At 41.4% G+C, this 24,955-nt stretch carries 27 protein-coding genes, 1 tRNA gene and 1 pseudogene; 16 read left to right on the forward strand and 13 right to left on the reverse strand.

The genetic code is table 11. The annotated features are described in order from the left end of the window. Nucleotides 1-13 precede the first annotated feature (13 nt). From spoVAE to spoVIF, 4 genes are all read left to right on the forward strand, one after another. Nucleotides 14-370 carry a stage V sporulation protein AE gene (gene spoVAE, locus M3593_RS07035; protein WP_144474587.1) on the forward strand — a complete coding sequence of 119 codons (357 nt, stop codon included), beginning with the start codon at nt 14-16 and terminating at the stop codon, nt 368-370. A 19-nt stretch (nt 371-389) separates the two neighbouring features. Continuing rightward, nucleotides 390-1,106 carry a DUF421 domain-containing protein gene (locus tag M3593_RS07040; RefSeq protein WP_251544083.1) on the forward strand — a complete coding sequence of 239 codons (717 nt, stop codon included), beginning with the start codon at nt 390-392 and terminating at the stop codon, nt 1,104-1,106. Between the two features lie 95 nt (nt 1,107-1,201). Next, complete coding sequence (locus M3593_RS07045; protein ID WP_144474589.1) at nt 1,202-1,339, forward strand: YjcZ family sporulation protein; 138 nt, start codon at nt 1,202-1,204, stop codon at nt 1,337-1,339. Nucleotides 1,340-1,482: 143 nt separating this feature from the next. Then, nucleotides 1,483-1,737, forward strand: a complete 255-nt coding sequence (gene spoVIF / locus M3593_RS07050; protein WP_144474590.1) for a sporulation-specific transcription regulator SpoVIF — start codon at nt 1,483-1,485, stop codon at nt 1,735-1,737. A 129-nt stretch (nt 1,738-1,866) separates the two neighbouring features. Here spoVIF and M3593_RS07055 read toward each other — a convergent pair whose 3' ends face one another. After that, nucleotides 1,867-4,152 (reverse strand): ATP-dependent helicase, encoded by a 2,286-nt coding sequence (locus M3593_RS07055; protein ID WP_251544081.1) that lies wholly within the window; start codon nt 4,150-4,152, stop codon nt 1,867-1,869. A 231-nt stretch (nt 4,153-4,383) separates the two neighbouring features. On the opposite strand from M3593_RS07055, the gene M3593_RS07060 reads away from it, so the two are divergent. Then, a complete protein-coding gene (locus M3593_RS07060; protein ID WP_144474592.1) occupies nt 4,384-4,716 on the forward strand; it encodes a hypothetical protein in 333 nt (110 codons plus the stop codon). Between the two features lie 171 nt (nt 4,717-4,887). On the opposite strand, the gene M3593_RS07065 is transcribed toward M3593_RS07060, so the two are convergent. From M3593_RS07065 to M3593_RS07075, 3 genes are all read right to left on the reverse strand, one after another. Then, nucleotides 4,888-5,313 (reverse strand): GNAT family N-acetyltransferase, encoded by a 426-nt coding sequence (locus M3593_RS07065; RefSeq protein ID WP_251544079.1) that lies wholly within the window; start codon nt 5,311-5,313, stop codon nt 4,888-4,890. Nucleotides 5,314-5,319: 6 nt separating this feature from the next. Next, nucleotides 5,320-5,829, reverse strand: coding sequence for a YjcG family protein (locus tag M3593_RS07070; RefSeq protein WP_251544077.1), 510 nt, complete (start codon nt 5,827-5,829; stop codon nt 5,320-5,322). 116 nt (nt 5,830-5,945) lie between these two features. Then, nucleotides 5,946-6,671, reverse strand: a complete 726-nt coding sequence (locus M3593_RS07075) for an alpha/beta hydrolase (protein WP_251544075.1) — start codon at nt 6,669-6,671, stop codon at nt 5,946-5,948. Between the two features lie 200 nt (nt 6,672-6,871). Here M3593_RS07075 and M3593_RS07080 point away from each other — a divergent pair, with 200 nt between their 5' ends. From M3593_RS07080 to M3593_RS07090, 3 genes are all read left to right on the forward strand, one after another. Next, the gene (locus M3593_RS07080; RefSeq protein ID WP_144474596.1) at nt 6,872-7,864 is read left to right on the forward strand and encodes a TAXI family TRAP transporter solute-binding subunit; all 993 of its coding nucleotides are present in this window, start codon (nt 6,872-6,874) and stop codon (nt 7,862-7,864) included. Nucleotides 7,865-8,044: 180 nt separating this feature from the next. Further along, nucleotides 8,045-8,581 carry a DUF1850 domain-containing protein gene (locus M3593_RS07085; RefSeq protein ID WP_251544073.1) on the forward strand — a complete coding sequence of 179 codons (537 nt, stop codon included), beginning with the start codon at nt 8,045-8,047 and terminating at the stop codon, nt 8,579-8,581. Then, nucleotides 8,571-10,523 carry a TRAP transporter permease gene (locus tag M3593_RS07090; protein ID WP_251544219.1) on the forward strand — a complete coding sequence of 651 codons (1,953 nt, stop codon included), beginning with the start codon at nt 8,571-8,573 and terminating at the stop codon, nt 10,521-10,523. Before M3593_RS07085 ends, M3593_RS07090 begins: the two co-directional genes overlap by 11 nt. A 33-nt stretch (nt 10,524-10,556) precedes the next feature. Here the strand turns inward: M3593_RS07090 and M3593_RS07095 are convergent, their stop codons facing one another. Next, complete coding sequence (locus tag M3593_RS07095; RefSeq protein WP_251544071.1) at nt 10,557-10,778, reverse strand: WYL domain-containing protein; 222 nt, start codon at nt 10,776-10,778, stop codon at nt 10,557-10,559. Nucleotides 10,779-10,908: 130 nt separating this feature from the next. On the opposite strand from M3593_RS07095, the gene M3593_RS07100 reads away from it, so the two are divergent. The 4 genes from M3593_RS07100 (at nt 10,909) to M3593_RS07115 (ending at nt 13,101) form a co-directional block, all read left to right on the forward strand. Continuing rightward, entirely contained in the window at nt 10,909-11,526 is a 618-nt protein-coding gene (locus M3593_RS07100; protein WP_251544069.1) for an NUDIX hydrolase, read from the forward strand. A 92-nt stretch (nt 11,527-11,618) separates the two neighbouring features. Further along, nucleotides 11,619-11,691 (forward strand) — tRNA-Val (locus tag M3593_RS07105). 282 nt (nt 11,692-11,973) lie between these two features. Next, complete coding sequence (locus tag M3593_RS07110) at nt 11,974-12,363, forward strand: cupredoxin domain-containing protein (protein WP_144474601.1); 390 nt, start codon at nt 11,974-11,976, stop codon at nt 12,361-12,363. A 177-nt stretch (nt 12,364-12,540) separates the two neighbouring features. Then, nucleotides 12,541-13,101 carry a YybS family protein gene (locus M3593_RS07115; RefSeq protein ID WP_251544067.1) on the forward strand — a complete coding sequence of 187 codons (561 nt, stop codon included), beginning with the start codon at nt 12,541-12,543 and terminating at the stop codon, nt 13,099-13,101. Between the two features lie 66 nt (nt 13,102-13,167). On the opposite strand, the gene M3593_RS07120 is transcribed toward M3593_RS07115, so the two are convergent. Beyond that, nucleotides 13,168-14,571: a PQQ-dependent sugar dehydrogenase gene (locus tag M3593_RS07120; protein ID WP_251544065.1), complete on the reverse strand. Its 1,404-nt coding sequence runs from the start codon at nt 14,569-14,571 to the stop codon at nt 13,168-13,170. Between the two features lie 396 nt (nt 14,572-14,967). Between M3593_RS07120 and M3593_RS07125 the strand changes: the two genes are divergently transcribed. Beyond that, complete coding sequence (locus M3593_RS07125) at nt 14,968-16,563, forward strand: acetolactate synthase large subunit (RefSeq protein ID WP_251544063.1); 1,596 nt, start codon at nt 14,968-14,970, stop codon at nt 16,561-16,563. Nucleotides 16,564-16,869: 306 nt separating this feature from the next. Here the strand turns inward: M3593_RS07125 and M3593_RS07130 are convergent. Together M3593_RS07130 and M3593_RS07135 are read right to left on the reverse strand one after the other, a co-directional pair. Beyond that, nucleotides 16,870-17,205: pseudogene (locus tag M3593_RS07130) on the reverse strand (manganese catalase family protein); the annotation flags it as partial. 4 nt (nt 17,206-17,209) lie between these two features. Beyond that, a complete protein-coding gene (locus tag M3593_RS07135; RefSeq protein WP_251544061.1) occupies nt 17,210-17,785 on the reverse strand; it encodes a hypothetical protein in 576 nt (191 codons plus the stop codon). Between the two features lie 183 nt (nt 17,786-17,968). On the opposite strand from M3593_RS07135, the gene M3593_RS07140 reads away from it, so the two are divergent. After that, nucleotides 17,969-18,127 carry a YfhE family protein gene (locus M3593_RS07140; protein ID WP_144474606.1) on the forward strand — a complete coding sequence of 53 codons (159 nt, stop codon included), beginning with the start codon at nt 17,969-17,971 and terminating at the stop codon, nt 18,125-18,127. Between the two features lie 117 nt (nt 18,128-18,244). Here M3593_RS07140 and M3593_RS07145 read toward each other — a convergent pair whose 3' ends face one another. Then, nucleotides 18,245-18,724 carry a hypothetical protein gene (locus tag M3593_RS07145; RefSeq protein WP_251544059.1) on the reverse strand — a complete coding sequence of 160 codons (480 nt, stop codon included), beginning with the start codon at nt 18,722-18,724 and terminating at the stop codon, nt 18,245-18,247. A 209-nt stretch (nt 18,725-18,933) separates the two neighbouring features. Here M3593_RS07145 and M3593_RS07150 point away from each other — a divergent pair, with 209 nt between their 5' ends. Further along, nucleotides 18,934-19,173 carry a hypothetical protein gene (locus M3593_RS07150; protein WP_144474608.1) on the forward strand — a complete coding sequence of 80 codons (240 nt, stop codon included), beginning with the start codon at nt 18,934-18,936 and terminating at the stop codon, nt 19,171-19,173. A 149-nt stretch (nt 19,174-19,322) separates the two neighbouring features. On the opposite strand, the gene M3593_RS07155 is transcribed toward M3593_RS07150, so the two are convergent. From M3593_RS07155 to M3593_RS07170, 4 genes are all read right to left on the reverse strand, one after another. Beyond that, a complete protein-coding gene (locus M3593_RS07155; RefSeq protein ID WP_251544057.1) occupies nt 19,323-21,683 on the reverse strand; it encodes an FdhF/YdeP family oxidoreductase in 2,361 nt (786 codons plus the stop codon). A 118-nt stretch (nt 21,684-21,801) separates the two neighbouring features. Beyond that, nucleotides 21,802-22,161, reverse strand: a complete 360-nt coding sequence (locus M3593_RS07160) for a Na-translocating system protein MpsC family protein (protein WP_144474610.1) — start codon at nt 22,159-22,161, stop codon at nt 21,802-21,804. Between the two features lie 12 nt (nt 22,162-22,173). Beyond that, nucleotides 22,174-22,350: a hypothetical protein gene (locus M3593_RS07165; RefSeq protein WP_186326632.1), complete on the reverse strand. Its 177-nt coding sequence runs from the start codon at nt 22,348-22,350 to the stop codon at nt 22,174-22,176. A 30-nt stretch (nt 22,351-22,380) separates the two neighbouring features. After that, a complete protein-coding gene (locus M3593_RS07170; RefSeq protein WP_144474611.1) occupies nt 22,381-23,643 on the reverse strand; it encodes an L-lactate MFS transporter in 1,263 nt (420 codons plus the stop codon). A gap of 477 nt (nt 23,644-24,120) precedes the next feature. Here M3593_RS07170 and fdhD point away from each other — a divergent pair, with 477 nt between their 5' ends. Further along, a complete protein-coding gene (gene fdhD / locus M3593_RS07175; protein ID WP_144474612.1) occupies nt 24,121-24,909 on the forward strand; it encodes a formate dehydrogenase accessory sulfurtransferase FdhD in 789 nt (262 codons plus the stop codon). Nucleotides 24,910-24,955 lie beyond the last annotated feature (46 nt).

Raw genomic sequence — 24,955 nt, forward strand, 5'->3', positions numbered from 1 at the left:
GGAGGAATCGTAAATGCTGCCAATGTTTTTCTGGGCTTTTGTTGTTGGAGGTTTGATTTGTGTATTTGGCCAGCTGCTGTTCGATATAGCAAAATTGACACCGGGCCATACGATGAGTTTGCTTGTAGTGATTGGAGCGATACTTGATGGCTTTGGTCTTTATGAGCCTCTAATCGACTTTGCAGGCGCCGGTGCAACAATTCCAATCACCAGCTTTGGAAACTCGCTGGTCCACGGTGCGTTACAGGAGGCCGAGCAGCATGGGCTGGTAGGTGTTTTGACCGGGATGTTCGAAATTACAAGTTCTGGTATATCAGCTGCTGTCATTTTCGGTTTCATCGGGGCACTGATTTTTAAACCTAAAGGCTGATTCTATAAGGGATGATCTAATGCCGGATATCTTTGGTACAATCATACGTTCCATATTGTTGATCATTGGTTTATTCGTAATTACAAAGCTTCTTGGCAAAAAGCAGTTATCAAGCCTGTCATTTTTTGAATATATCGTTGGAATTACTGTTGGTGATATTGCTGGAACATTGTCAATGGATCCAGATTTGAGTCTTAGGGACGGAATTGCCAGCCTGATTATCTGGTCATTCGTCCCGTTCGCCATTTCATTGATTTCCTTAAGAAGCAGGGCGTTTCGCAGAATCGTCGAGGGAAAGTCAACAACATTTATTGAACATGGCAACATCATTGAAAAAAATATGCGTAACGAAAAATACAGTCTTGATGAACTCCTTGAGCAGCTCCGCAAAAAAAGTGTTTTCAAGGTGGCGGATGTTGAATTTGCATCGCTTGATTCAAACGGAGAACTGAGTGTTCTTTTGAAAAAGGAAAAACAGCCTTTGAAGTATGAGGACATCAGTCACATGACAGAGGATGACAATGTTCCGGTCACCTTGATCATGGATGGGGAAATAATCAAGGAAAATCTTGAAAAGGCAAAATTGGATAAAAAACAGGCTGTAAAACTTATTAAAGATAAAGGCTATGAACAAGACAATGTATTTTATGCAGAAATCGACACAAACGGAGATATTAATATCGATCTTTATGATGAGTATTTAAGATCCCACTTTCCGGACTTTGACCAAATTTAATCCAGTTCTTTAAAATTGGGTAGGGGCTCGCCCATACATATCCCAATCACCTCTCATATAGTGTTATTGAGTAATCAAAAGTGAGGTGAAGAAGAATGGGCTACGGTTTTGGCGGCTTTTGCGGCGGTGGCTACGGCTATGGCTATGGCGGTGGATACTATGGTTCTACATTCGTTTTAATCGTCGTATTGTTCATTTTGTTGATTATTGTAGGAGCAAGTTTCTACAACTAATTGAAAACACTGGCGAAAGCTGTTCCGCGTCGGAGCAGCTTTTGCTGCATCATGAAGGAATAATAAATCATCCAGGCATTGTCTTTCACCATTTTCGCCTAGCTTCATACTATAGAGTAGTTAAAGAAGGAGGCGTGATTTATATGGATAATAATTTTTTCAAGAATATAGAAAAAAAGACTGGCGTCAATATGAAAGATGTATTTGAGCTGGCTAATTCATTACAAAATGCGAACTTTAAAGATGAGAAAACTGTAAGAGGGGTAATCCGCCGTGTTTCCCAATTGGCCAACAAGCCAGTTAACAAAGAAATGGAAGACAAAATTGTTGAATCCATCGTAAAGGATGGAAAGCAGCTTGATTTCAGCCAGATTTCCAAAATGATCAACAAGAAATAGTCACATTCTTGAATGCCAAATCAGGACCTGAGTTTCGTTACCCGGGTCCTGATTTGGCATTTTTATTTAATTATGTTAACAAAGTTGTTAATCTTATGTTCCAGTTGCCTTGATTCATAAAGTCCAGGTTCAAATTCTTCCCAGGAAACGGGAAGGGTTGGCTTTCCGGCCACGTCTCCGTTGCGGGACGGAAATGAACAGCCTTTTTTCTGCCCTTGTTACCGCTACATAAAGCAGGCGACGTTCTTCTTCAAGGGGCTGGCGGTCTCCGTTCCGGAAGGCATCCAAAGCATAGTCATGGGGAATGCTTCCGTCCACTGTACCAATTATATAGACATTCCCAAATTCCAGACCCTTGGATCGGTGGATGGTACTTAGTGTTATGGCGTCAGATATTGTTTTGCTGGTCCGTTTGATTTCTGCATTCATAGCAATCATATGGTCAGCATGCTCAATGAACTCTGCAATGGATGTAAAGTTTCGGGCTGCCACTTTCAGGTCACGGACATCATCAGAGCCTTTTTCCAGCTGATTGCCTTCATTGCCGCGCTTTTTAATGAAATCTTGATACCCCAGGTCCTTTTCCACAATGTCAATGGCAGCGACAGGGGACAAGGATGACAGGGACCTGACTACTGGGATCAGTCTCTTCAATTTTTGTTCCTGGAAGGCGAAGCCTGTTTTAACGTAGGTAAGGGCTTCAAGCATAGAACAATCATTCAGGATGCTATTCGCTTGTAAATCCCTGAATGCCGACTGTTTCAAAAATAGCGATGGAAGGATATTCTTGATCGCATCTGAATCATCGGGATTCAAACTGAGCCGCAAAAAAGAGAGCATTCCTTTTACCATGAATCGCTCATAGAAGGATTCAATGTCCTGGTCAAGCCGGAATGGAAGGCTTGAATTCGCGAGCCTCTCGAATACCGCACGGCTTGCCGCATTGGTCCTGAACAAAATCGCAAAATCACCAGGACGTTCTCCTTGTTCAATCCGCTCTTTAATGTCTGTCAGGATCATCGTCGCTTCCTCTTCTTCGTCATAAGGGTGGAAGATGACCGGCGGGCACTCACCTGAATATTGGGCGCGCATTTCTTTTTCATGGCGGATCAGATTAGCTGAAATCAGGGTGTTAGCCGTTTCAACAATCTCGTGTGGTGAACGATAATTTTGGTTAAGAATGATTACTTTTGTATTTTTAAAATCCGCCTTGAAGTTGAACAGGTAGGCAGGGTCGCTTCCGCGGAAAGAGTAGATTGACTGATCATCATCTCCAACCGCGCAAACATTTCCATGTTTACTCGAAAGCATCTTCACGAGCTCATACTGCACTTTATTAATATCCTGGAACTCATCGATCAATAGATATTGAAAACGTTTCTGATAGATTTCGAGTATAGAAGGCTGATCTATGAATAGCTTATAACATCCAATCAGCATATCATCAAAATCAAATAACCTCTGCCTGTCCTTAGCAGATTCATAGTCTTTATAAAGCAGTGCAACCTTCTCTTCCCATGGTGATTCCGGCTTAACTTCATGGGGCAAGATCAATGTATTCTTCCATAGGCCGATCTGCTGGAGAGCGAGGTCATAGGCAAATTCTTTTTCATCCAGCTGAAGCTTTCTCCCGGCTTCCTTCAGGATCTGTTCCCGTTGCCATTCTTTTTTCATTAGCTTGTCTGATGACCATTTTTCGCGTTCATGAAAACAAAGAATCCGGTAGAAAATGCTGTGGAACGTACCGGAAATCAGCCTGTTGACTTTAGATGCTGACATGTTTGGATAATGGGCAATCCGCTTTTTCATCTCAGCGGCAGCCTTTGCCGTAAAGGTAACAAGCATGATCGAACCTGGATCTATTTTCTGTTCTTCAAGCATGAAGGCGGTCCTCGCGGTAAGAACCCTCGTCTTTCCACTTCCTGCCCCTGCCAAAATCAATAATGGACCGTCTGTCGACACAACCGCTTTTTCCTGGTTTCCGTCAAAATGGATTCCGGCCTGTTTGAGCTGTTTTATGTAATCCAACTTCATTCCTGGGTTAACCGGCGGATGCGAGGTAAAGGGGGAGGTTACTTTAACTTCCCGTGAAAATATGAATTTATCTTCTTTTTCTGCCTCAGCTGTGATTGAACGCGATTTTGGTATTCTGAAACCATTTCGCTCAATATACTCCGTTTCTTCAAAATGCGGAGACGAAGGAGTTGGCAAACTCTCTTCCTGACAATCTTCTTTACCGGAAAGATGATGATAGAAATGCGGCTGTTCCTGAATTCCAAGGTAAAGACGGACAGGACCTCCGCATACTGTACAGGCAAGCATTCCTTTCTTCCCGTCGTCATAAAGCTTTTGATAGTCACTGCGATCATATTGGTCAAGGCTTATTATCTGCTGGTTATACTTAGCTGTTTTCATGTTTTCCCTCATCTCCGGCCAAAAAATAGCACAATCTTTATCATACCAGAATAGAATTTTTAACAAAAGATGTTTTCGGCTGAGGTGAGGCAGCCGATACAGTTTCGTTCATGGTTTCAGGCATCGGATAAAATATTTAAAAAATAGCAGTTTACTACGGTCATAAACTGGGAAAAAGAATAGAAGATTATAGTGAGAAATTTAATTATCGAAAATTGGGGGATATCAAAAATGGGATACATTCTTCCAGTGACAAATTATCAATATATACAATATGCTGAGCGGGAAATTGGATTGGATTATGACCCGTTTATGATTAATAGCGTTAATAGGATTCGAAAAGAAGATCCGGTATTGAAGGGACAGGAACAATATGAGCAGGCAACAGCGCCCCTGCAGAAGCAGAAGGAGCAGCAGCCTGTGTCACGCATGCAGCTCGCAGCATCCGATTCAAGTTTTCCTCGGATGGACCGGGTTTATAAGAAAAAGGTAAATCCATTGGTTGTCAACCAGGCGTATGCTGAAATTACCGGTAAGGGAAGGCACTACAGCGAGTCCATTTAAACTAGCTGCAGTGCTTTTTTCTTTGCTGTTTTTCGCAAATACTGGTTTCAATGCTCTTTCAATATCTTTCTGAATAAAATTTGAGGGCAATAGGATGTGAAACCATCAAAGTTTACGGAAAGAGCCTTACATACAAAACCCCCATTCAACTTAGAATGGGGGTTTTGAGTCTCATATGGATTTTTTCATTGTCTTATGTGGGATACCGGCATCCATGAATTCTTCTGAAACTGTTTCATACCCGAGCCTGCTGTAGAAGGGGATGGCGTGTGTCTGTGCATTCAATTTCAAAGTTGAAATACCCTGAGACTTTGCATATTCCTCTATTTTATTCATGACGGCGACACCAGCTCCGGTTTTGCGGTTTTCTTTTAGTACACAAATCCGCTCAACCTTTCCGATTCCATCCAGGATACGGAACCTGCCGGCCCCTGCTGCTTTTTTGTGATCATCATATAATACGAAGTGAACAGAGTCTGACTCGTATTGATCAATTTCTTCTTCTTCCGGAACGTTTTGTTCATGAATGAAAACGGTCTTGCGCACTTCGAATGCGTCTGCTAATTCTTGATCGCTATTTACGATTTTTACTTCCACGATTCTTTATTCCTTTCCAAGCCTGAATGTTTCATATACAGTCCATGAACCGTTGTCCAGCTGGTACAGCAAATGAATCCGATCGGCAGTATCATCAAATTGGACCTTTGTCATCCCTAATGAACCATAGACATCCGAGTGCTCATCGTCGGACATTTTTTGACCGATGGTGATATGCGGTACAAAGTTATATTCCTGATTGCCTTCGAATGTTGAATTGAGTTCATTATGAAGAGAGTCTAACTCTTCAGGTGATTCAACCTTCAGGTATATGACATTATTTACGGGTTTAAATGAACTAATCTTCTTGATGTTCAGTTTGACTGGTTTGAAATTCCTGGCAATCGAATCAATCTTATTGGCGATTTCCTTGATTTCTTCTTCTGTCGCTTCAAATGGAGACTTTAAGGTGATGTGTGGCGGGATTAATGCATAATGTGGATCATAGCGCCTTCTCAACGAATTAGCATAATCCTGGATCTTCTTTGATGGAAAAATGACAATACCGAATTTCATCTAAATACCCCCGTTTCATTATAGTGTTGCATCTCGTTCAGTTAAGAAAACTGAAAATTATGATTTACCATTCATTATAACAAATTTTTGTTATATATAATATAAAGAAGCATACTTCAGGAAAACATTCTCTTCATTGCCCGTTTAAGGTCAGGCTGCCAATAGGTCCACGTATGGTCTCCGCTGAATTCTTCGTAAAAATAGCCAAAGCCTTTTTCTTTAAAAATCTTTGAAAGATCCCTGTTTGGCGTCAGGAAATCTTTGTTTTTGGATGAGGTCGTCTTAACGGTTGTCTCCTGTTCGCCGACCGTGTGGTATATATTCAGCAATTCAGGCTGACTGAAGTTCTTAACCGCGGAAAATACTTCCTTATTCACATATGGTGATTGAAGCAGAACTTTTCCAAAAGTATGAGGATACTGGATAGCGGCAAGCAACGAAACTGTTGCTGCAAGCGAATCCCCGACCAAAGCGCGTCCCATGCCCATTTGGTATGTTGGATAACGTTCATCCAGGTAAGGGACAAGCTCATGAGCAAGAAAGCGGATATAGGCCTGGTGCTGCTCTCCTTTTGGATGGTATTTTCGGCGCCGGTCTTCGACGGAATCATATGGGATTCCAACGATGATGACGTTTTCAATTTCTTTTTTGGCAAGGAATTCATCCGCAATCCTGCCTATCCTCCCTAATTGGAAATAATCGCGGCCATCCTGTGCGATCAGCAAGGAGTATTTATACAGCGGGGAATAATTGGCAGGCAGGTAGACCAGCATTGTGATATCTTCACCCAGCTCCTTGCTTTGGAGTGTGATTTCTTCAATTTTGCCCATAGGATAATCCATATATTTACCTCCAAATCCTTCGATTTGCTATTTTACTTTTTACCGTCAAAACGATTTTAGCATATGTATTTTTAAAAAGCTTTTCAGGTAATGTATTATAAGCCGGCATGAAATTAGTAAGCAAGTAAGATGTTTGACAATTGTGTGAAGTCTTATGGTAGAATTATGGTGAACATTTATATATCAAAGGGGGAAATCTGATGAAAAAAAGAAAGTTTCTTTTATTCACTGCTCTTGTGCTAGTGCTTTCGATGGTGCTATCAGCTTGTGGCGGCGGCTCTGACGAAAAGGGTGGAGAAGGAAAATCACAAGAAAAACCTAAATTCATGAGCATCCTTACTGGCGGTACGGGTGGTACATACTTCCCGCTTGGCGGAGCTTTCGCCAAGATTGTGTCTGATGCAACGGGTATCGATACAAATGCGGAAACAACAGGAGCATCTGCTGAAAACATGCAGAGCATTAAGGATGGAAAAGGTGAAATCGCCTTCACTCAAACAGATATCGCTTCTTATGCAACTGAAGGAAAGCTGATGTTTGATGGAAACAAAATCGATAATATTAAAGCGATCGGTACTCTTTATCCTGAAACAATCCAAATCGTTACAACTGAAAAATCAGGCATCAAATCCGTTGGAGACCTGAAAGGTAAAAAGGTATCGATAGGTGCACCAGGGTCTGGAACTGCAGCGAATGCAGAACAAATCCTTGAGGCTTATGGAATGTCAGTTGATGATATCAAGAAGCAGGATTTAAGCTTTGATGAATCAGTAAATGGCATTAAAGACGGAAATATCGATGCTGCATTCGTTACGGCGGGACATCCGACTGCAGCTGTTGAAGAGCTTTCTGCGACAGAAAAAGTTGTAATCGTTCCTATTGAGGCTGATAAGGCTGATAAACTAATTGAAAAGTATCCATACTACGCAAAAGAAGTAGTACCTTCAGGAACTTATAAGTTGGGTTCCGATGTGCCAACTGTTGCTGTTCTGGCAATGCTGGTAGTAAAGTCTGATCTTTCAGATGAAGTTGTTTACGATATCACTAAATCAATTTTTGAAAACCTTGACCAGGTACAACATGCAAAAGCTAAGCAAATTAAGCTTGAAAATGCTTTGAATGGTGTAGGTATTGACGTACACCCAGGAGCACAGAAGTATTTTGATGAAAAAGGAATCAAAGCTGCTGAGTAATATTCAAAACCCGACCGGACAAAATCCTTTTGTGGATTTTGCCCGGTCAATAAATATTTCTGGACTGCATTTGTACTCCGGAGGTTCCACTAAAGAACAGACCGAACTCTATTCCGGTCTTTTTTTACTGAATATTTATCAAACCTCTTTGAGCGATATCAGACAGGCGAGGAATGGATAATGAAATCAATAAAATTCAATAAAAAGATCTTCGTTCTGTTGCTCCTCATTATGTTAATTTTAATTATCTCAATCAATATTCCATATAAACAAGCTCTTGTTTTTCTTCAACCTGAAGAAGAAGATATACTATGCTATGTACCTATTGCACAAGGGGACAAGTTTAAGATAAAGTATACACATTCCATCCATTTGTCCGATGTAATTGAAAGCTATAAAATTACCGAACAAAATGAGATTCAGCAATACGAATTGGAGTATGAAGATTTTGCCATTGGTATGCCATCAGAAATTGCAGAAGGGGAACATTTTGAAATGCAGGATGGCAAGTACCGTATAAAGAATATGGAAAGAAGGTTTAAGCATTTCGACCTGCGAGTCGGCAAGGTGAGGGCTAATCACACGTTTATGCAAGGTAAAGTCTCCTTTCCACTTTCCAAGGCAATTGAACCAGGAACGAGAGTAAGGATACAAGTAATGAATATTAATGTTATTCAGCAAATGAAAGGAGTGAATATCCTTGAGCATGAAGAATGAAACTTTATCTGAACAGGAACAGCAGGAGCTGCTGGAAAAATATGATCCTGAAGCTGCCTCAAGGAAATTAAATGGAATTATGGGCATGATTGCATTCATTATGCTGCTGTCATTCTCACTATTCCAGTTGTACACATCCATCTTTGGGGTTTTGACGGCACAGCTGCAGAGGTCCATCCATTTGGGGTTTGCGCTTGCACTGATTTTTATTTTATTTCCTGCACGCAAAAAAGACCGTGTACATAATAAAGTCGCATGGTACGATATTTTACTGGCGATTATCGCAATAGCTGTAGGTGCCTATTGGCCATTAATGATTGATGAACTGGTAAACAGGGTTGGGCGTCTTACTCCGGTTGATTTTTACATTGGTCTTGCTGCTGTTTTACTCGTCCTCGAAGCGACCAGGAGAACGGTAGGACTGCCGATTACGGTTATTGCGGTTCTGTTTTTGGGTTATGCATTGTATGGTCCATATATGCCGGGTTTCCTCGCACACAGAGGACTTGAACTTGACAGCTTGATCCAGACAATGTTCTTCACAACTGAAGGTATCTTAGGAACACCATTAGGGGTTTCTTCTACGTTTATCTTCTTATTCTTGTTATTTGGCGCGTTTCTAGTGAAAACAGGCGTTGGCCAATATTTTAACGATCTTGCTGTTTCTATCGCTGGAAAAAGAGTTGGTGGTCCGGCAAAGGTAGCGATTTTTTCTAGTGCATTGCAAGGAACAATCAGCGGCAGTTCCGTGGCTAACGTAGTCACGTCAGGCTCATTTACGATTCCTATGATGAAAAAGCTCGGATATCGTAAAGAATTTGCTGGAGCAGTAGAAGCAGCTGCTTCTACCGGTGGCCAGCTTATGCCGCCTATCATGGGTGCAGCTGCTTTCTTGATGGTGGAATTCATTGGCGGCGGCATCACTTACTGGGATATCGCTAAGGCTGCAGCCATTCCAGCGCTGCTTTATTTTACCGGGATTTGGATCATGACACATTTTGAAGCAAAACGGGTCGGCCTGCGCGGATTGAAGGATGAAGAAATGCCTGACCGCAAAGAAGTTCTGGCTAAAATCTATTTGCTATTGCCAATATTGGCTGTAATTGTCCTGATGGTAAGCGGAATGAGTGTTATGAGAGCCGCTCTATGGAGTATTGTTATTACTGTGGTGGTTAGTGCGATAAAGAAAGAAACTCGGATTGGTTTCAGAGATGTAATTGATGCGCTTGTCGATGGGGCACGCACGGCGTTAGGTGTTGCGGCTGCAACTGCTGCTGCTGGTATTATCGTAGGGGTTGTAACCAAAACCGGCCTTGGCCTGAAGCTAGCCAATGGATTGTTGGATCTTGCCGGAGGACATTTACTCCTCACCCTGGCGTTTACAATGGTTGCATCCCTGGTATTAGGAATGGGGTCACCGACAACAGCAAACTATGTCATTACGTCAACCATTGCAGCACCGGCCATCATTTTGCTGGGAGTACCTGATTTATCTGCACATTTATTTGTATTCTATTTCGGGATCATCGCTGATATTACACCTCCAGTAGCGCTGGCGGCATTTGCGGCAGCTGGTGTGTCAGGCGGTGAACCAATAAAAACAGGGGTTAACTCAGCAAAGCTGGCAATAGCAGCGTTCATCATTCCTTATATGTTCGTATTGTCTCCAGAATTGTTAATGATTGATACAACATGGTATTACCTTATCTGGGTGGTGTTTACGGCACTTGCCGGCATGATGCTGATTGGTGCAGGTATTATTGGTTTCTGGCTGAGGAAATTGTTCTGGTACGAGAGAATAATTGGAGTTGTAAGCGGCTTAATGCTGATTTATCCTGAAAAAATTACGGATATAATCGGACTTGGTTCCTTTGTTCTACTCATTGCATTGCAAATACTGATCAAGAGAAACAATACACCTGAACCAAGTACAGTTAGTTAATTTTAAGAAGTCCTCATTCCGGGGGCTTCTTTTTTAACTGGTTTTAAGGAAGTGCCGTTTTTCGGGCATGATGGATAGGATGTTTTCAACCTTGAATAAGCGTTCCTCGTTTCTAAGGAAACAAAATGCTTTAAAGTAATTCCCCCTGATCTCTTTTACAATGATCCTTCGCTGTGTGATCTGGTTATCGACTGCAAAATAAATCATTTCTACAGGCTGGTTTTCTTTTAGTGATTTTTCCAAAAGGAAATTCATGTGTATTCACTCCTTATCTTTTATAATTACATTATACCCGAACATTCGTTCTTTATTCAATTATTTTAGAACACCTGTTCGTTGTTTTTGTAAGTGTGGAGTGGTATAATCTGGAATGGAGGTGTGATGGATGGAGAGTGAAATGCTTAGGATTTTTGATCAACAGGGGACTTGCCTGGGAAAAGCACCGAGGTCCGATGTCCATAAAGCTGGCCACTGGCATGAGACATTCCATTGCTGGTTTACAGAGCGGATAAACGGGGAGGACTTTCTTTATTTTCAAGTTCGCAGTTCCGCTAAGAAAGATTATTCAGGATTGCTGGATATCACCGCAGCGGGGCATATTCTGGCTAATGAAAGCCCTCTTGATGGCTTGAGGGAAGTAAAGGAAGAACTCGGAATCGACGTGACTGTTGAAGATTTACACACGTTAGGTGCCATCAAAGATTCACTGATCAGTCCAGAATTCATTGATAGAGAGTTTTGCCATGTATTCTTGTACAAGAAACATCAGCCTTTAGAAACATTCCAGCTGCAAAAGGATGAGGTCTCAGGGATCATGGTGGCAAGCATGACCGATTTTGAAGATCTATGGTTTGCTAAATCCAGTGAAATAAGGCTCAAAGGTTTCAAGGTAAGTGAGGAAGGCGAAAAGAAACCAAAAGAGATGCTGGCCTCCAAAAAGGATTTTGTGCCTCATGAAGATGAGTATATTAAAAGGGTCATCCAAAGTATAAGAAATTCATAATCCAGATAATTTTTATGGGGAAAAATTATTGACTTTATACTGAATCCAGTATATATTAATTAATGTCCTCATTAAATAGGACAACTTAGAACGATTCCTTAGCTCAGCTGGGAGAGCGCTACCTTGACAGGGTAGAGGTCGCTGGTTCGAACCCAGTAGGAATCATACTTTTGAAAAAGCCCCCATCTCTTATATAACAAGGGATGGAGGCTTTTTTGTTTTGCCAACACTTCTTTTACCAGACAAGCAGGCGGAATCAATCAGCCACTACTTTTTCAAAACTTATTGCCGTTTTCCCTTCAAAATGTTCAGTTAAGCTCAATGCCTAACTGAGCTTTTTTATTATTAGCTGCTGATAATATACCTTCTTCCTGCTTCCCGTTAATTTAGAGTGATAATTTCATTTAACTTAGAAAAAAATAAGGATTAGGAAAGGAGGGATAGCAAATGCCTGTGAAAAAGTTGGTTACAGGATTGATTTTGTTTGTAGCATTGTTCACGGTTGTGACAACAATAGGCTTACATAGTAGTTTTGCCGAAACTGGTGTTGCAACTAAACCAATGGAGAATGTTAATATGATTGAGGTAGAGTTGAATGATAATTACTTTAATCCAAAAGTTATCAGCATTCCAAACGGAATCACTACAACCTTGAAATTGAGAAACAAAGGGAAGAAAGAGCATACATTTACAGTGGAAAAGCTTGGGATTGACATCGAGCTCCAGCCAGGAAAAGAAAAAAACATTTCCGTGAAACCAGAACAGAAGGGTACTTATGAATTGATATGCCGGTATCACTTCCAGGAAGGTATGGTTGGGAAGGTAAATGTTAATTAAAAAGCAGTGCAAATAATGTATTGAGTACCCAAAAAGTTAGAGTGAAATCTAACTTTTTGGGTGTCTCATCAATGCTCCTTTTTATTTTCGAAACAATAAGAGTAGTTCCACTTCTAATAATGATAAATATAATGTACGGTACGGTGAGCCATATATCATTTAAGATGAGGTGGAAAGTTGTATTTTTTTAAGCCTATTTCTAATGAAGTGCGTTTATCTAAACTGATATTCAAAAAACGCAATAAAACGATGAAGCTCATTTTGGGGTCTTTTTTTGCCTGTATATCAGTTATGCTACAGGCAGCTGGAGGCTTTTTGCCAGGTATAGGATTATTTTTTAGTCCGCTCGCCACTGCACCTATTTTGTTATGTTCAATGTTTTCCATTCCACTTGGTGTAATGTCCTACTTTCTGACCATTATATTGTTATTCATTCTGCAGCCAAGTGAATTAATTGTATTCGCCTTTACAACAGGACTGTTGGGACTGGGCATAGGAGCAGCATTTTGGTTTTTTAGGAAGAGATTAAGCATTATTGCGGCAGGGACTATTTTTTTAATGCCGGGAATTATCATTTTGCTACTTATCTTCGACTTTCCCGTTTTAGGACCAGTCGTTTCAGATTCCTTTTCATTTCTTACAACCGCAGGGATCCTTTTATTTGCTTTCCTTTATAGCTGGTTATGGGTTGAAATTGCATTGAACATTTTTAAAAGATTAAAAAGGTTAATAATTTAGTGTCTGCCAAATCTCTCACTATTGCCTGGCAGATAAAGCCCTCAGAAATTAGATAGGGTTCAAGATTCAAGGAATGATTTCAAAAATTGTACCCTTGTTAAAGTCAGTCACTTTCATCGACCCATAAACCCCCAAATATAATCTGGTTTGGTCCAGATTCGCTCCCAAACTAACATAATAAGCAGATTCAGAACCAAAATTGTAGTCAGTTTCAATAATACTATAATCATTTAGTTTACAGTCTGGCCTTACCCTAGTGTAAGCTAATACTCCTTTAACTGAAGTTGCCGATTCATCCTTGCGGGCTAAATCGGTAAACAAAACGCTTCCCGTTAAAGCTGGTATCCCTTTCCCCATATATGGATGGACTCCTGTAAGGGAAGTGCCGCCAAACTTATCTGGTCGTGGATCTTTATGATAATAACTAGTTAATGGCTGAATCCGCCTGACTGATGTTTCAATTGCTTCATCGTAATAAACAATAGTTTTCTTATCCGAATTCGAATTAGCAGAGCAGACATTCATAATTGAAGTAGGAAAAGCACCTTCCCAGCCACGCCAGCCAAAGTTAATATACATTTCCTGAGTGGTCCCGGAGTTCATGACAAGTTCAGGGACCGGTATCGGTCTATATTGAATGAATGAAAAAATCGATTCTGTCAAATCCTGTCCGACATTCCCCACATATTTAATATAATGATTATAATTCCTTTGAAATGAAATCCCTGGTATATTGCGAACTCCTTTGGCAATTACCGTAAGTATTTGCTGAACTTGTGCAGGCAGTTCATTAAAACGACTGACAACATGTGGATTATTGAAAGATGTATTTTTAACTACATCAATTTCAATTACTTTACCGGCGATTTCCATATCATCCTGACTCAAATTAAATGGATCATAGCCTAAACCGCCATCTCCTGTTGTTAAAACCAGTTTTCCTGTTTCAGGTGAAAAGTTTAAGCTATTGACACCATTATGATTAAAAAAGGGCCTTCTTAAGTTCAGCAATGTTCGTCTTTTTTGAGGCTGTCCATTCGTTTGGAGAATCCATTCTTCTACTGTATCAATATGATCAAATTGAACTTCTCTATTAACCCATTTTCGATTTAGGGTGTTTGGGTCACAGGGGTCAGGCATAGAAGTTTCAGGAAGTGCACCTGGACCTTGTGTTCCAGCTACTGAATAATGAAGATAGAATAGACCGTTGTAATAAAACTGAGGGTGAAACGCAAGCCCTAATAATCCCCGCTCATCATATCCGCCACCTTGATCACCAAGTTTAAGGACTTGCGGTCGAATATCTAAAAAAGTTTTAATGTCTCCGTTACCTATATAAAAAATTTCTCCTATTTGGGTTGCAATAAATAATCTTTCAATTGAGTCTCCCGGTAAAATGGCTGTTTTCATAATGGTGGGTAAATTGATCTTGCTTACTACAGGGCGTAAACTTACCTTAACTTTTTCCAATTAAATATTCACCTCGGCTTATTGTTTTCTTTTATAAGAATATGGTCAGGAATCCTCTAACAGTACCTGATTAGGGTCATGGATCAGGTGAAGCCTTTTCTCAGCTATAAAGCAGCAGAACCAGGTAAGTTAGCACATATGAGAAAAGCTTTTCCACATTCCATTTCATTATTTATAAATGCAGGTGGCCTATATAAGCTTTCCTGTGAGTGAATTGAGTGTGAACCATTATAAACGAGAAATTAGAAACAATTCATCAGCATTTTCGATTTTCTCCGCAAAGCTGTGATGAATGACTTATACTGCTTTTTAGTTTTTAAAAATTTATCATTTCCCCTGAATGAATCAGTAATCAAAGGAAACCATTAAATTAGTACATTTTTTTGGAGGGAAACGATGAAAACTTCTGATTTGCTTGTTCAATGTTTGGAAACGGAAGGAGTGAAGTACGTTTTTGGGATATTCGGCAAGGAAGTATTAGATCTAGCAGACTCGTTGTCCAGATCAACTTCGATCCAATATGTTCCTGTTCGCCACGAGCAAGGGGCAGCATTTATGGCGGATGTATATGGGAGGGTAGCGGGGAAACCTGGAGTTTGCCTGGCTACCCTGGGCCCTGGTGCCACAAATTTATTAACAGGAGTTGCAAGTGCCACATTGGATGGCTCACCTGTTGTAGCGATAACTGGACAAGCCGGCATGGAAAGACAGCATAAACAGTCTCATCAATTTATTGATGTAGTGAAAATCTTTGAACCAGCAACGAAATGGTCCGTTCAAATTAAACAGTCAGAAACGGTTCCAGAAATTATCCATAACGCTTTTCGGAGAGCAGCAAGTGAAAAGCCTGGAGCAGTGCTGGTAGAGTTACCAGAGAACCTGGCTTCAGAGGCGATTTCCAGAAAAGCAATGCCTAAAAGAGCTGCGCCAAGTGTCGTCCCTTCGATGGAGGAAATTGATGAAACAGAAGTAATTTTTAAACAGTGTCAAAAACCCTTTATCCTGATTGGGAACGGCGTAATTAGGCAAGGGGCTGGCGAAGCATTCCAAACCTTTGCTGAACTGCTTAGGGCACCAGTGGCAAACAGTTTTATGTCCAAAGGGGTCTTACCAAAAAATCATCCTCTTAACTACTTTACCTTTGGATTCAAAGACCATGATTTAGTACCAGAGGGAATAGCCGAGGCAGACTTACTGATTGTGATTGGTTTCGATCTGATTGAAAGCTTACCGAAAAACTGGAATAAAAACAAAGTTCCAGTTGTGCATATTCATTCTCAAGAAGCAGAGTATGATGAATATTATCCAGTTCGCAGTCAATTAATCGGTGATTTGAATCCAATTTTTAAGCTATTAAAAAATAGGGAAATAGTTTCTAAACAATGGGTCCCCGCCAACAGTCTTAAAGAGAGGATTTTGCAAGAAAGTCAAGTCTCCTGGAATGAAGAAACGATCAGTAAACAGCCACTAACGACCAGGAATATTCTCCATATAATCGAAAAGCACACTGACGAAAACACCATCGTATTATCTGATGTGGGTGAACACAAAATGAAAATAGCACGTCACTTCCAACCTGATAAGCCAGGACAATTAATCATTTCAAATGGACTTGCATCCATGGGAATTGCGTTGCCAGGATCTATAGGGGCAAAATTGGCTGCGCCAAATAAAAATGTAATATGTATAACAGGAGACGGAGGACTCCTGATGAACGTTGCGGAAATCGAAACAGCAAAAAGATTAGGGCTAGCTTTTGTGATCATTTGTCTGAATGATTCGATGCTTAAGATTGAAAAACAGATGATGGAAAAGCAGTTTGGCCACAGTTATGGTGTAAATTTCAGCAATCCGGATTTTGTTCAACTTGCAGGGAGCTTTGGGATCAAGGGTGTTAGGGTGAATAACCTTATTGAGCTTGACAACCTTCTTGCACATGAAATCTCATCACAGGAAGGAATTGTATTGATCGATGTCCCAATCAGTGAGTGAAGCATTCAGGCTTTTTAAGAATACAGTATGGGCTTAATCCAAAAGCTATTAAGTATACCTGATTGAAGACAATAGCACATTTACTTTATTTGTTTAACTTTTTGAAAATGATTTAATAACTTTTTGAAAGGGTAGAGGCTCCGGTTCGAACCCACGGGGAACCATAATCAAAAAGCCTGTAACAGTAGTATTTTACAGGCTTTTGACTCTGCCTAATATGCATATTAGGCTACAAGTGCCAATCGTTCATTACCGCAGGGAGGGATCATGGGTATAAGGAGGAGAAAGTTTCAGCTTTGGCTTTAGTCAGAATGGAGCCGGATTCTGGAAGTATTGGAATGTTCCAAATCCATCCATCCATGCTTGGTCCGCTTGCCCATCTTCCTGCAGCACTTTCGTCCCCTTCTGAAAGGTTGAATAATACATAAGATACTATCTATTTTTCAAGATGTTTCGGGAAAGTGCTCGGCACTGCCACGTTTTCTTTGCTTCCATCCAGTTCCTTAATGGCTGCAATCCTCTGATTTTGATGGATGGTGTCCCTTGCCAGCAGCAGGAAAGCAAATCCCTGACCACAGGATCGGTTGTTACTTTATATAACCGGGCAGCATGCAGCCTCCATTGTGACTCAGCGTTCAGATTTGTCTCAAGGAAGATGCATCTCATGCTGTTGCTCTGGTGAATGCTGAAGATCGTGAATCCATTGTTCTTCTAAGAGATTTCCAGATAAAAGGTAAAGAGTAAGTAAAATAAAAACGATTGCTGGTTTAATAAGATCCTTTAATGATTTGATTACTGAAGAATGGTTCATGTGAACCTTAAAAAGGAATAGCGATGATAGTGAAAACGCTAAAAAAATATTTATGAAGACGAATGATTTTTCAGGCGGAAGCATTTCACCAAGCATAGCCCCCATCATCCCCCCCATTATACCGGACATAAGCCCTTCAATTGATGTGAGCGTATTGTAAGACGCTCCCAAAATGCAGCCACTGACGCCTCCTATCAATATGGATAGGAGGGTTGAACTAAAAAGATCACCGCGATAGATCGCACCAAGCAGAATTCCGGAAGTTAACCCTGTATTCATTCCAAAATACATTGCAAACATCATCCCATTCATTCCAGACATAATGCCCCTGTGGTGAAGCAGCAATAGGATGGAAACCAATAAAAGAACAGTAAGAGATAAAAATATATAAGCAGTGAATATGATCATCATCAGTCCTCCTCTTCAACATCATATGAAAAGGCTGGACAGCCCATGCATCTATTGGTGGGGGGATAAGAATGGATATAATGATCTTCGAATGTCGATAGGGGGGAGACCCAAGTTTATGCCCTTGTATGAAGGGTAGAAACAAAATAGGGACAAAAAACAATTCGATTACAGGAGGGAATGTACATGGATAAAAATAAAGCTCCTAACAAAGGGTTGAATACTGAACAGAACAATGGGTTATCTGACACTCAGGAAGTCCTATACGCAAAGGATTTTACAAAAGCCGTTAAAGCGGAAAATAAGTACAGAGAAGAAAACACAAATAAGGAAAAATATAAATAATCGGTCACTAAGTCCGGTTGTGAGCAGGAGGCATTCCATTTTATTGGAATGCCTCTTATTATATAGTGAATTAGCCTCTGAAAAGCACCTGCTTCCCGAGTAGGTGCTTTTTCTTGTTTATCCGGTTAATTTTGGCCATTTATTATGACGAATGACCTGATAAATGGACAGTCCATCACTGTAATTTTCGTTTCCATAATCGACTGGCACCAAAGAAAAGGTCGCAAGCCAGACAGAGAAATAGGAATAGCGGACAAAAATCGTGTGAGGTTCAATTATGTTATGTGAAATGAGCAGGTTTAACACAAGGACAGATCCGAGATTAAAAATGACTCCTCCGGCATGAACAAGAAAGTGAGTGAGCCGGTTATTCCATTTCAAATGTCCATATTCACAAAAGGCATCTAAAAAATACATGCTATTTAAGATGAACGGGCCTTTTTTAAAAATTTGTCTTCCTCTTCCAAGTGAAAAACTGAATTTGCCGCCAAACAGCCATGCAAAGAAGGAATGGCCTAATTCATGGACGAGTGAAACGACAGGATAAATAAATAAAAGGGCAAGTAGAAAACCTAAAAAATCCGAAAAGCCGAACATGAAGTCAGAACCTCCTTCTTAGTGCTTTGAATCGCCAATGTACAAGTTATACCCGGGCGATACGATCATAAACGAACCTGGGAACTGAAAAATATGGCATATCAACCTTATTATTGTCAGTGAATGGCAATATAAAACAATTCCGCCTATACCCCTTCGCCCGAGAAAGAATAGGATAATACTGAATAAAAAAACAGGAGGCGAAAATTATGTCCGGAAAAAAAGCAGGCAAGGAGATCCACGTTGATCATCTAACTATCCATGCGAATGATGTAAAGATCATCCGCGAACGGTCAAGAGAACACGATGAAGAAAGAAGACACCCCTTGGATTTTTTTGGTCCTAGAAGAAGGCGAGAACAGGAAATGGATGAAGAACATCATCGGAAAGATGAAAGCAGTTCTGATGAGGGAAATGAAGAAAGGCGCAGAGGTTTTAGGTGGTTTTAAGAAGTTTTATTTGGTCTTTCTTTAAGCATAATCCTGCCATTTTGTGTGTCCGAAGAGTTAGCCGATAAAAAGATGTAAAATATATCCCCTCTATATATAACAGCCTGCAGGCTGTGATCGCTGCAGGCTGTTTTCTTTTTTATGCTGTTTTATGCTGGTGCATCAAGTTCATCTTCTTCAATCCGCTTTTCATAGTGTTCGACATCTTTGCGGGCGTTGAAGCGGTCAGCTTTTTCAAGGGTGACCGTGATATTGTAATCTGGTATGCCTGCATACTTTTCATAGCGTCCTCTTGGCAGCAGGAAGTTTCCTTCCGGGAAGTGAACCTGGACGTTGCCACGGGAAATGTCTACGAATTTAGCCCTTCCCTGGAAAACACCAAAGCCATTATAGAGAACAATTCCTTCTCCTTCAGCGATGCTAAGATCCTGGGCATCTTCTGCATTCATCAGGACATCATAACGCCCTGCGCCGTTAAGTGGATCGACTTCATTATAAACCATCGAATTAAATTGTTTTCCCCGGCGGGAGGTAACGATGAATTGGCCTTCCTTTTTGCCTAATTCTGGGATATCAACTGTGATCAGGTTTCCTTTGCCATCCGGGGTAGGGCAGATACCATCCTCACACAACCAGGCGCCGCCCCATTGGAAAACGTCTCCCGCTTTTTTCAGGTGTTGGATTCCGTCATAATTGGGATTCGCCACGGCTATTTCATTCCGGATCTCCTGAGCATCTTTGAAGTCCACCATGTGGGCTGTCTCAGGCTTAACGCGTTTCGCTAAATCAATATAGATTTTCCATTCTGCACGAGCTTCTTCAACCTGGTTTTTGTTGCCCTCAATTTCGGGACTGAAGTAAACCATTCTTTCAGTGGAAGTGGACGTTCCTCCGCCTTCCTGCTCATAACGTGTTTTGGCAGGGAGGATAAGGACGGCTTCTTTAGCATCTACAAGAGTAGAAGTATTTAAGATGATATCCTGGTGGACACGGATGTCCAATTCGGATAATGCTTTTTCCACAAAATTCGGGTCTGGCATCGTTTCAAGGAAATTGCCGCCCGATAAGTAGTACATCTTGATTTTTCGTTCATGATCCTCAGGGAGCATGATGTTTTCAAGTGTAACACCGACGATGTCACCTTGCCATTCAGGAAGGTCAAATCCCCATAGCTTTTCGATGCGCTTAATGTTGTTTCCGTAGAAATCCCCGCCTGGCAGTACAAAAGGATCCGCACCCATTTCACCGCTTCCCTGGACTGAGGAGTGTCCGCGGAAAGGCATCAGCCCTGCATGCTTACGGCCAAGGTGACCGCGGAGCAGCGCCAGATTTGCCACTTGTGAGATATTATCGGTTGCGAATGAATGCATAGTCAAACCAAGTGCCCATGCATATACGGCATTCTTGCTGCTTGCGAGCAGTTCCGCCAACTCGATAATGCGTTTTTGTGTAATTCCGGAGGAAGCAACAATATCTTCCCATTCTTGTTCCTGAACCTTTGCTTTTAATTCCTCATAGCCATTTACATGTGCATTCACAAATTCATGATTGATCGCTGAGCCATACTTATTTGATTCCATCTCAAACCAGTGCTTCATGATTCCATGCATGAAGGCGATGTCTCCGCCGATATTTACCTGGTAGAAATCATCGGCAATTTTTGTGCCAAATAGCGCAGATTCAGGATTAGAAGGAATCCAATACTTGTCCATGGCAGGTTCTTTATATGGGTTGACGACGATGATTTTCGTTCCCTTTTTCTTTGCTTCGAGCATGTACTTCGAAGAAACAGGGGAGCTGTTCGATGCGACACTGCCCCAGAATAATAAAACATCGGTTCCAATCCAGTCCTGGTAATTTGAAGTCGAAGCCCCCACGCCTATTGAGCGTTTCAATGCTGTTTTTGAAGGGGAGTGGCAAATCCTGCTGGCATTGTCGATATTATTCGTTCCAAGAAAACGGGAAACTTTTCCCGCAACATAGTAGGATTCATTTGTGATTCCCCGGCTTGTCAGGTAAAAAGCATACTGTTTCGGGTCAAGTTTTTGCATTTTCTCTGCGATCATGTCCATGGCATCATCCCAACTGATGCGTGAAAACTTACGCTCTCCATTTCTGCGGATCATTGGATATGGGATGCGTCCCAGTTTGCGCAGCTGAGTGCTGTCATATTTTCTGAGTTCGTCAATGTCGGCGTGGAGGATTTCTGGCTTGATGGCACCAGAGGTATTCAGCCTTAGGACATTCAATCTTGTCGTACAAATATGCGGACCAGTCAATGTCTGGTCATGAAGGCCGGACACACCAAGTGCACAGCCATCACATACACCTTTAGTCAGGATGTTGGTGGCATATCCGAAGTTATCCCTATTGTCCCAAAGGGTTTTCATCGTATCTCTAATATGTTTAGGCTTCACCTTTCCAAGCCCAAAAGGTATAGGGCTTACCCAATGCTTTGGTGCAGGCATAGCCGCTTTTTTCTGTGGTCCTGGATGTTTAGTTTTTCCCAATTTGAAACACTCCCATTTTAAATCTAGTCGAAAAAAAACCACCGTTACCCGAAAACAATGCTTCGGATATAAACGGTGGTTAGTCTTTAGCAGGGTCGCTGCCAAGTGCCATACCTGATCAGTTATTGAATTTCGCTTGAATATCTTCGTCAAAAACAAAGATGGACATTCCGAAATCACGGTCGATATCTATGTCTACAAAAAGTTCGACAAGCTTGCAGCCTAGGAATTCTTCCATTTCAAGTGGAGGGTTTTTCCGGTACATTTCCTTCACCATTTCCGTCCTGGCTGCCCGCAGTGCCTGCTTGCCTTCATTGGCAGAAGCAATGAACTTCTCAACTGGCGATAGATTCCCTTCCATTTCGCATATCGCCCACTTTTTGCAAAAGGTAGTGGTTATTTTGCTGGGGCCTTTGCCCATATGCTTCTTACGGAAGGAACGGACCAAATTGCTGAACTCTGCCTCGTATTTATTCATGTTATCCTCCTGTCATCCATACAGGTTATAAGATGATTGGTATTTTACCATACTGTGAGGCAATTGGAAAAGCGCAAGCGCCTTGCTCAGTCTCGACAGGGGCTGGAAGTCCGTCCAGAGAAGGCGTTCCTTTGACTTCTTTTGGCGGACAGCAGCGACTGGAAGAGGGCAGGGGCTCAAGTCAGACATTTCTCGAAGCTCCTGATTGTAATAAAAGAATTAACCAGCCATTCTTTCATTTGCTTCATTTTGCTTGCGAAGCTTTTGGATATCACGGCGAATCAAGATGGATACCGCAAGGGCAACAACAAACAGTCCGCTAAAGAAAGTCAGGCTTGTTGCATAGCTTCCAGTAGTGTCCTTCATCCATGCTGCAAACATTGGGCCTGCAAGGCCGGCCGCTGCCCATGCTGTCAGTATATATCCATGAATCGCACCGAGCTGTTTGGTTCCAAAGATGTCGCCGATGAAGGCTGGGATTGCTGAAAACCCTCCGCCGTACATCGTATAGACCACTGCGAGCATAACTTGGAAAAGAAAAGCTTCTTTAGTATGCGGCAGCAGCATGAACAATACAATTTGAGTCGCAAAGAAAATGGTGTACGTATTCGGCCGTCCGATATAGTCGGAAATCGAAGCCCAGGCAATACGGCCGAAGCCATTGAAAAGTCCCATTATGCCAACGAGTGCTGCAGCCTCAGCTGTCGTCAGGCCAATACTTTCTTGTGCCAGAGGTTTTGCAGCAGAAAGGATGGCAATCCCGCAAGTAACATTGATGAATAGCATGATCCATAGATAATAAAAGCGTGAAGTCTTGATTGCTTCATTAGCTGTCAGCTGTGAAAGATCCTTTTTAACCTTAACTTTTCCTGCTTTAGCCTTTTCCTGGAACCCTTCAGGAAGCCAATCAACCGGAGGCTTTTCAAGATACAAGGATGATAATGTCATGATAATAAAATAGGCTGCGCCTAAAATGTAAAAAGTATTGGCAGTTCCAACAGACTTAATCAATGAATCCATGATCGGGCTGCTGATGGCGGCCGCAAATCCAAAACCCATGATCGCAAGTCCGGTAGCAAGCCCGCGTCTGTCCGGGAACCATTTAACTAAAGTAGAGACAGGAGCAATATAGCCAACCCCAAGTCCAATCCCGCCTAATACCCCATATGTAATATACAATAAAGGCAATGATCCAAGATTAACGGCAAATCCCGAACCTAAAATTCCTGCTCCAAAAAATCCAGCAGCCAGCAGTCCGGCTTTTCTTGGACCATGTTTCTCCACGAAATGCCCCAGGAATGCGGCAGATAATCCTAAGAACAGGATTGCCAGACTGAAGGTGAATTGCACTTGCTTTGAAGTCCAGCCGAACTCCTCGATCAATGGGTTAGTAAAGTTACTCCAGGCATATACTGAGCCAATGGAAATATGGATGCCTACTGCAGATGCTGCAATCAGCCACCGATTCTTTGTTTTCTTCATGTTTTTACCCCTTTGCTTTGTTAATTTTTCATTCTGCGCCATGGCTGAAAGTGAAAGTCTTGGAATCTCCCAAACTATGATTCCCGGTCTTTATGTACATGGGTTGTCCATAAGTGCGCTAATTTCTTTGCTAACAGAAAACCGCCAATCTTTCCAGCCCTATGCTAAATACACAGGACGTCGTGAGAAAGATTGACGGTTAGAATCAAGCAGGTATCGCTACTCAATGGCCAACAGTTAATCGCTTACATCTCTGTGACACCTTAACCGATGACAGGATCGCTATCTCGAATCAAAATGTTACAGATTTGTGAACTTCGAAAAAATTTTATCACTTTACAAATGCAGATGCAACAACTTTTAGCCTTGCTAAATCAATTTTACACTACACTCGTGTTGTAAATTTTTCTTGAGAAAAAGAAAATACTGTGTTTAGATTTTAAGTATTCTCAAATTCTCAAGATTCAGGTGAAGCCTATGTTGGAAAATATGAGCGATAAATATACGATTACAAAATATCATGATGGACGATTCCAGGACGTAGAGGATGTCGTTGTCAATGAATTCCCGTTGACGATTTATGTGAACGATATGGAGTTCGCAACAATGGTCTGCACTCCGACTCATTTTGAAGAAATGGTTGTCGGCTTCCTGGCATCCGAAGGGGTGATCCGCTCCTATAATGACATCCATTCCCTCAGTATTGACGAGAGCAGGGGATATGCTTACGTCATGCTAAAAGTAAATATGACGACAAACCAGGAATATTTTTCAAAGCGTTTTATTGGATCATGCTGCGGAAAAAGCAGGCAATTTTATTTTCACAATGATGCTAGGACAGCAAAGACTTCCATGTCCAAAACGACAATCACTGCGGCCCAGAGCATTGAACTTATGAACCAGATGCAGAATAATTCACAGGTTTTCCTTGAAACCGGCGGCGTACATAATGCAGCTCTCTGTTCCCCTGAGGAAATGATTGCAGTCAGGACGGATATTGGGCGCCATAATGCGCTAGATAAGTTATATGGATATAGTATTTTGAATAGAGTGCCAGTAAGGAATAAAATCATTGTTTTCAGCGGCCGTATATCATCGGAAGTTTTGTTGAAGGCAGCGAAAATCGGCGTGGGGATTGTGCTATCAAAATCCGCACCTACTGATTTGGCAATCAAACTGGCTAAGGATTTAAACATCACCGCAGTTGGTTTTATAAGAGGAAAATCATTCAATGTCTATTCTTGTCCAGAAAGAATTATAGATTAATAACTTTAGTTCTTTTGTCGTGTCAGCTAATAACTTTATTAAATAA

Source organism: Mesobacillus sp. MER 48 (genome assembly GCF_023714225.1).
GTDB lineage: Bacteria > Bacillota > Bacilli > Bacillales > Cytobacillaceae > Mesobacillus > Mesobacillus oceanisediminis_A.

Excerpts from the sequence above, each read along its gene's own strand:
- spoVAE (WP_144474587.1), top strand. The coding sequence starts at position 14 with ATGCTGCCAATGTTTTTCTGGGCTTTTGTTGTTGGAGGTTTGATTTGT.
- M3593_RS07040 (WP_251544083.1), top strand. The coding sequence starts at position 390 with ATGCCGGATATCTTTGGTACAATCATACGTTCCATATTGTTGATCATT.
- M3593_RS07045 (WP_144474589.1), top strand. The coding sequence starts at position 1,202 with ATGGGCTACGGTTTTGGCGGCTTTTGCGGCGGTGGCTACGGCTATGGC.
- spoVIF (WP_144474590.1), top strand. The coding sequence starts at position 1,483 with ATGGATAATAATTTTTTCAAGAATATAGAAAAAAAGACTGGCGTCAAT.
- M3593_RS07055 (WP_251544081.1), bottom strand. The coding sequence starts at position 4,152 with ATGAAAACAGCTAAGTATAACCAGCAGATAATAAGCCTTGACCAATAT.
- M3593_RS07060 (WP_144474592.1), top strand. The coding sequence starts at position 4,384 with ATGGGATACATTCTTCCAGTGACAAATTATCAATATATACAATATGCT.
- M3593_RS07070 (WP_251544077.1), bottom strand. The coding sequence starts at position 5,829 with ATGAAATTCGGTATTGTCATTTTTCCATCAAAGAAGATCCAGGATTAT.
- M3593_RS07075 (WP_251544075.1), bottom strand. The coding sequence starts at position 6,671 with ATGGATTATCCTATGGGCAAAATTGAAGAAATCACACTCCAAAGCAAG.
- M3593_RS07080 (WP_144474596.1), top strand. The coding sequence starts at position 6,872 with ATGAAAAAAAGAAAGTTTCTTTTATTCACTGCTCTTGTGCTAGTGCTT.
- M3593_RS07085 (WP_251544073.1), top strand. The coding sequence starts at position 8,045 with ATGAAATCAATAAAATTCAATAAAAAGATCTTCGTTCTGTTGCTCCTC.
- M3593_RS07090 (WP_251544219.1), top strand. The coding sequence starts at position 8,571 with ATGAAGAATGAAACTTTATCTGAACAGGAACAGCAGGAGCTGCTGGAA.
- M3593_RS07095 (WP_251544071.1), bottom strand. The coding sequence starts at position 10,778 with ATGAATTTCCTTTTGGAAAAATCACTAAAAGAAAACCAGCCTGTAGAA.
- M3593_RS07100 (WP_251544069.1), top strand. The coding sequence starts at position 10,909 with ATGGAGAGTGAAATGCTTAGGATTTTTGATCAACAGGGGACTTGCCTG.
- M3593_RS07110 (WP_144474601.1), top strand. The coding sequence starts at position 11,974 with ATGCCTGTGAAAAAGTTGGTTACAGGATTGATTTTGTTTGTAGCATTG.
- M3593_RS07125 (WP_251544063.1), top strand. The coding sequence starts at position 14,968 with ATGAAAACTTCTGATTTGCTTGTTCAATGTTTGGAAACGGAAGGAGTG.
- M3593_RS07135 (WP_251544061.1), bottom strand. The coding sequence starts at position 17,785 with ATGATGATCATATTCACTGCTTATATATTTTTATCTCTTACTGTTCTT.
- M3593_RS07140 (WP_144474606.1), top strand. The coding sequence starts at position 17,969 with ATGGATAAAAATAAAGCTCCTAACAAAGGGTTGAATACTGAACAGAAC.
- M3593_RS07145 (WP_251544059.1), bottom strand. The coding sequence starts at position 18,724 with ATGTTCGGCTTTTCGGATTTTTTAGGTTTTCTACTTGCCCTTTTATTT.
- M3593_RS07150 (WP_144474608.1), top strand. The coding sequence starts at position 18,934 with ATGTCCGGAAAAAAAGCAGGCAAGGAGATCCACGTTGATCATCTAACT.
- M3593_RS07160 (WP_144474610.1), bottom strand. The coding sequence starts at position 22,161 with ATGAATAAATACGAGGCAGAGTTCAGCAATTTGGTCCGTTCCTTCCGT.
- M3593_RS07165 (WP_186326632.1), bottom strand. The coding sequence starts at position 22,350 with ATGTCTGACTTGAGCCCCTGCCCTCTTCCAGTCGCTGCTGTCCGCCAA.
- M3593_RS07170 (WP_144474611.1), bottom strand. The coding sequence starts at position 23,643 with ATGAAGAAAACAAAGAATCGGTGGCTGATTGCAGCATCTGCAGTAGGC.
- fdhD (WP_144474612.1), top strand. The coding sequence starts at position 24,121 with ATGTTGGAAAATATGAGCGATAAATATACGATTACAAAATATCATGAT.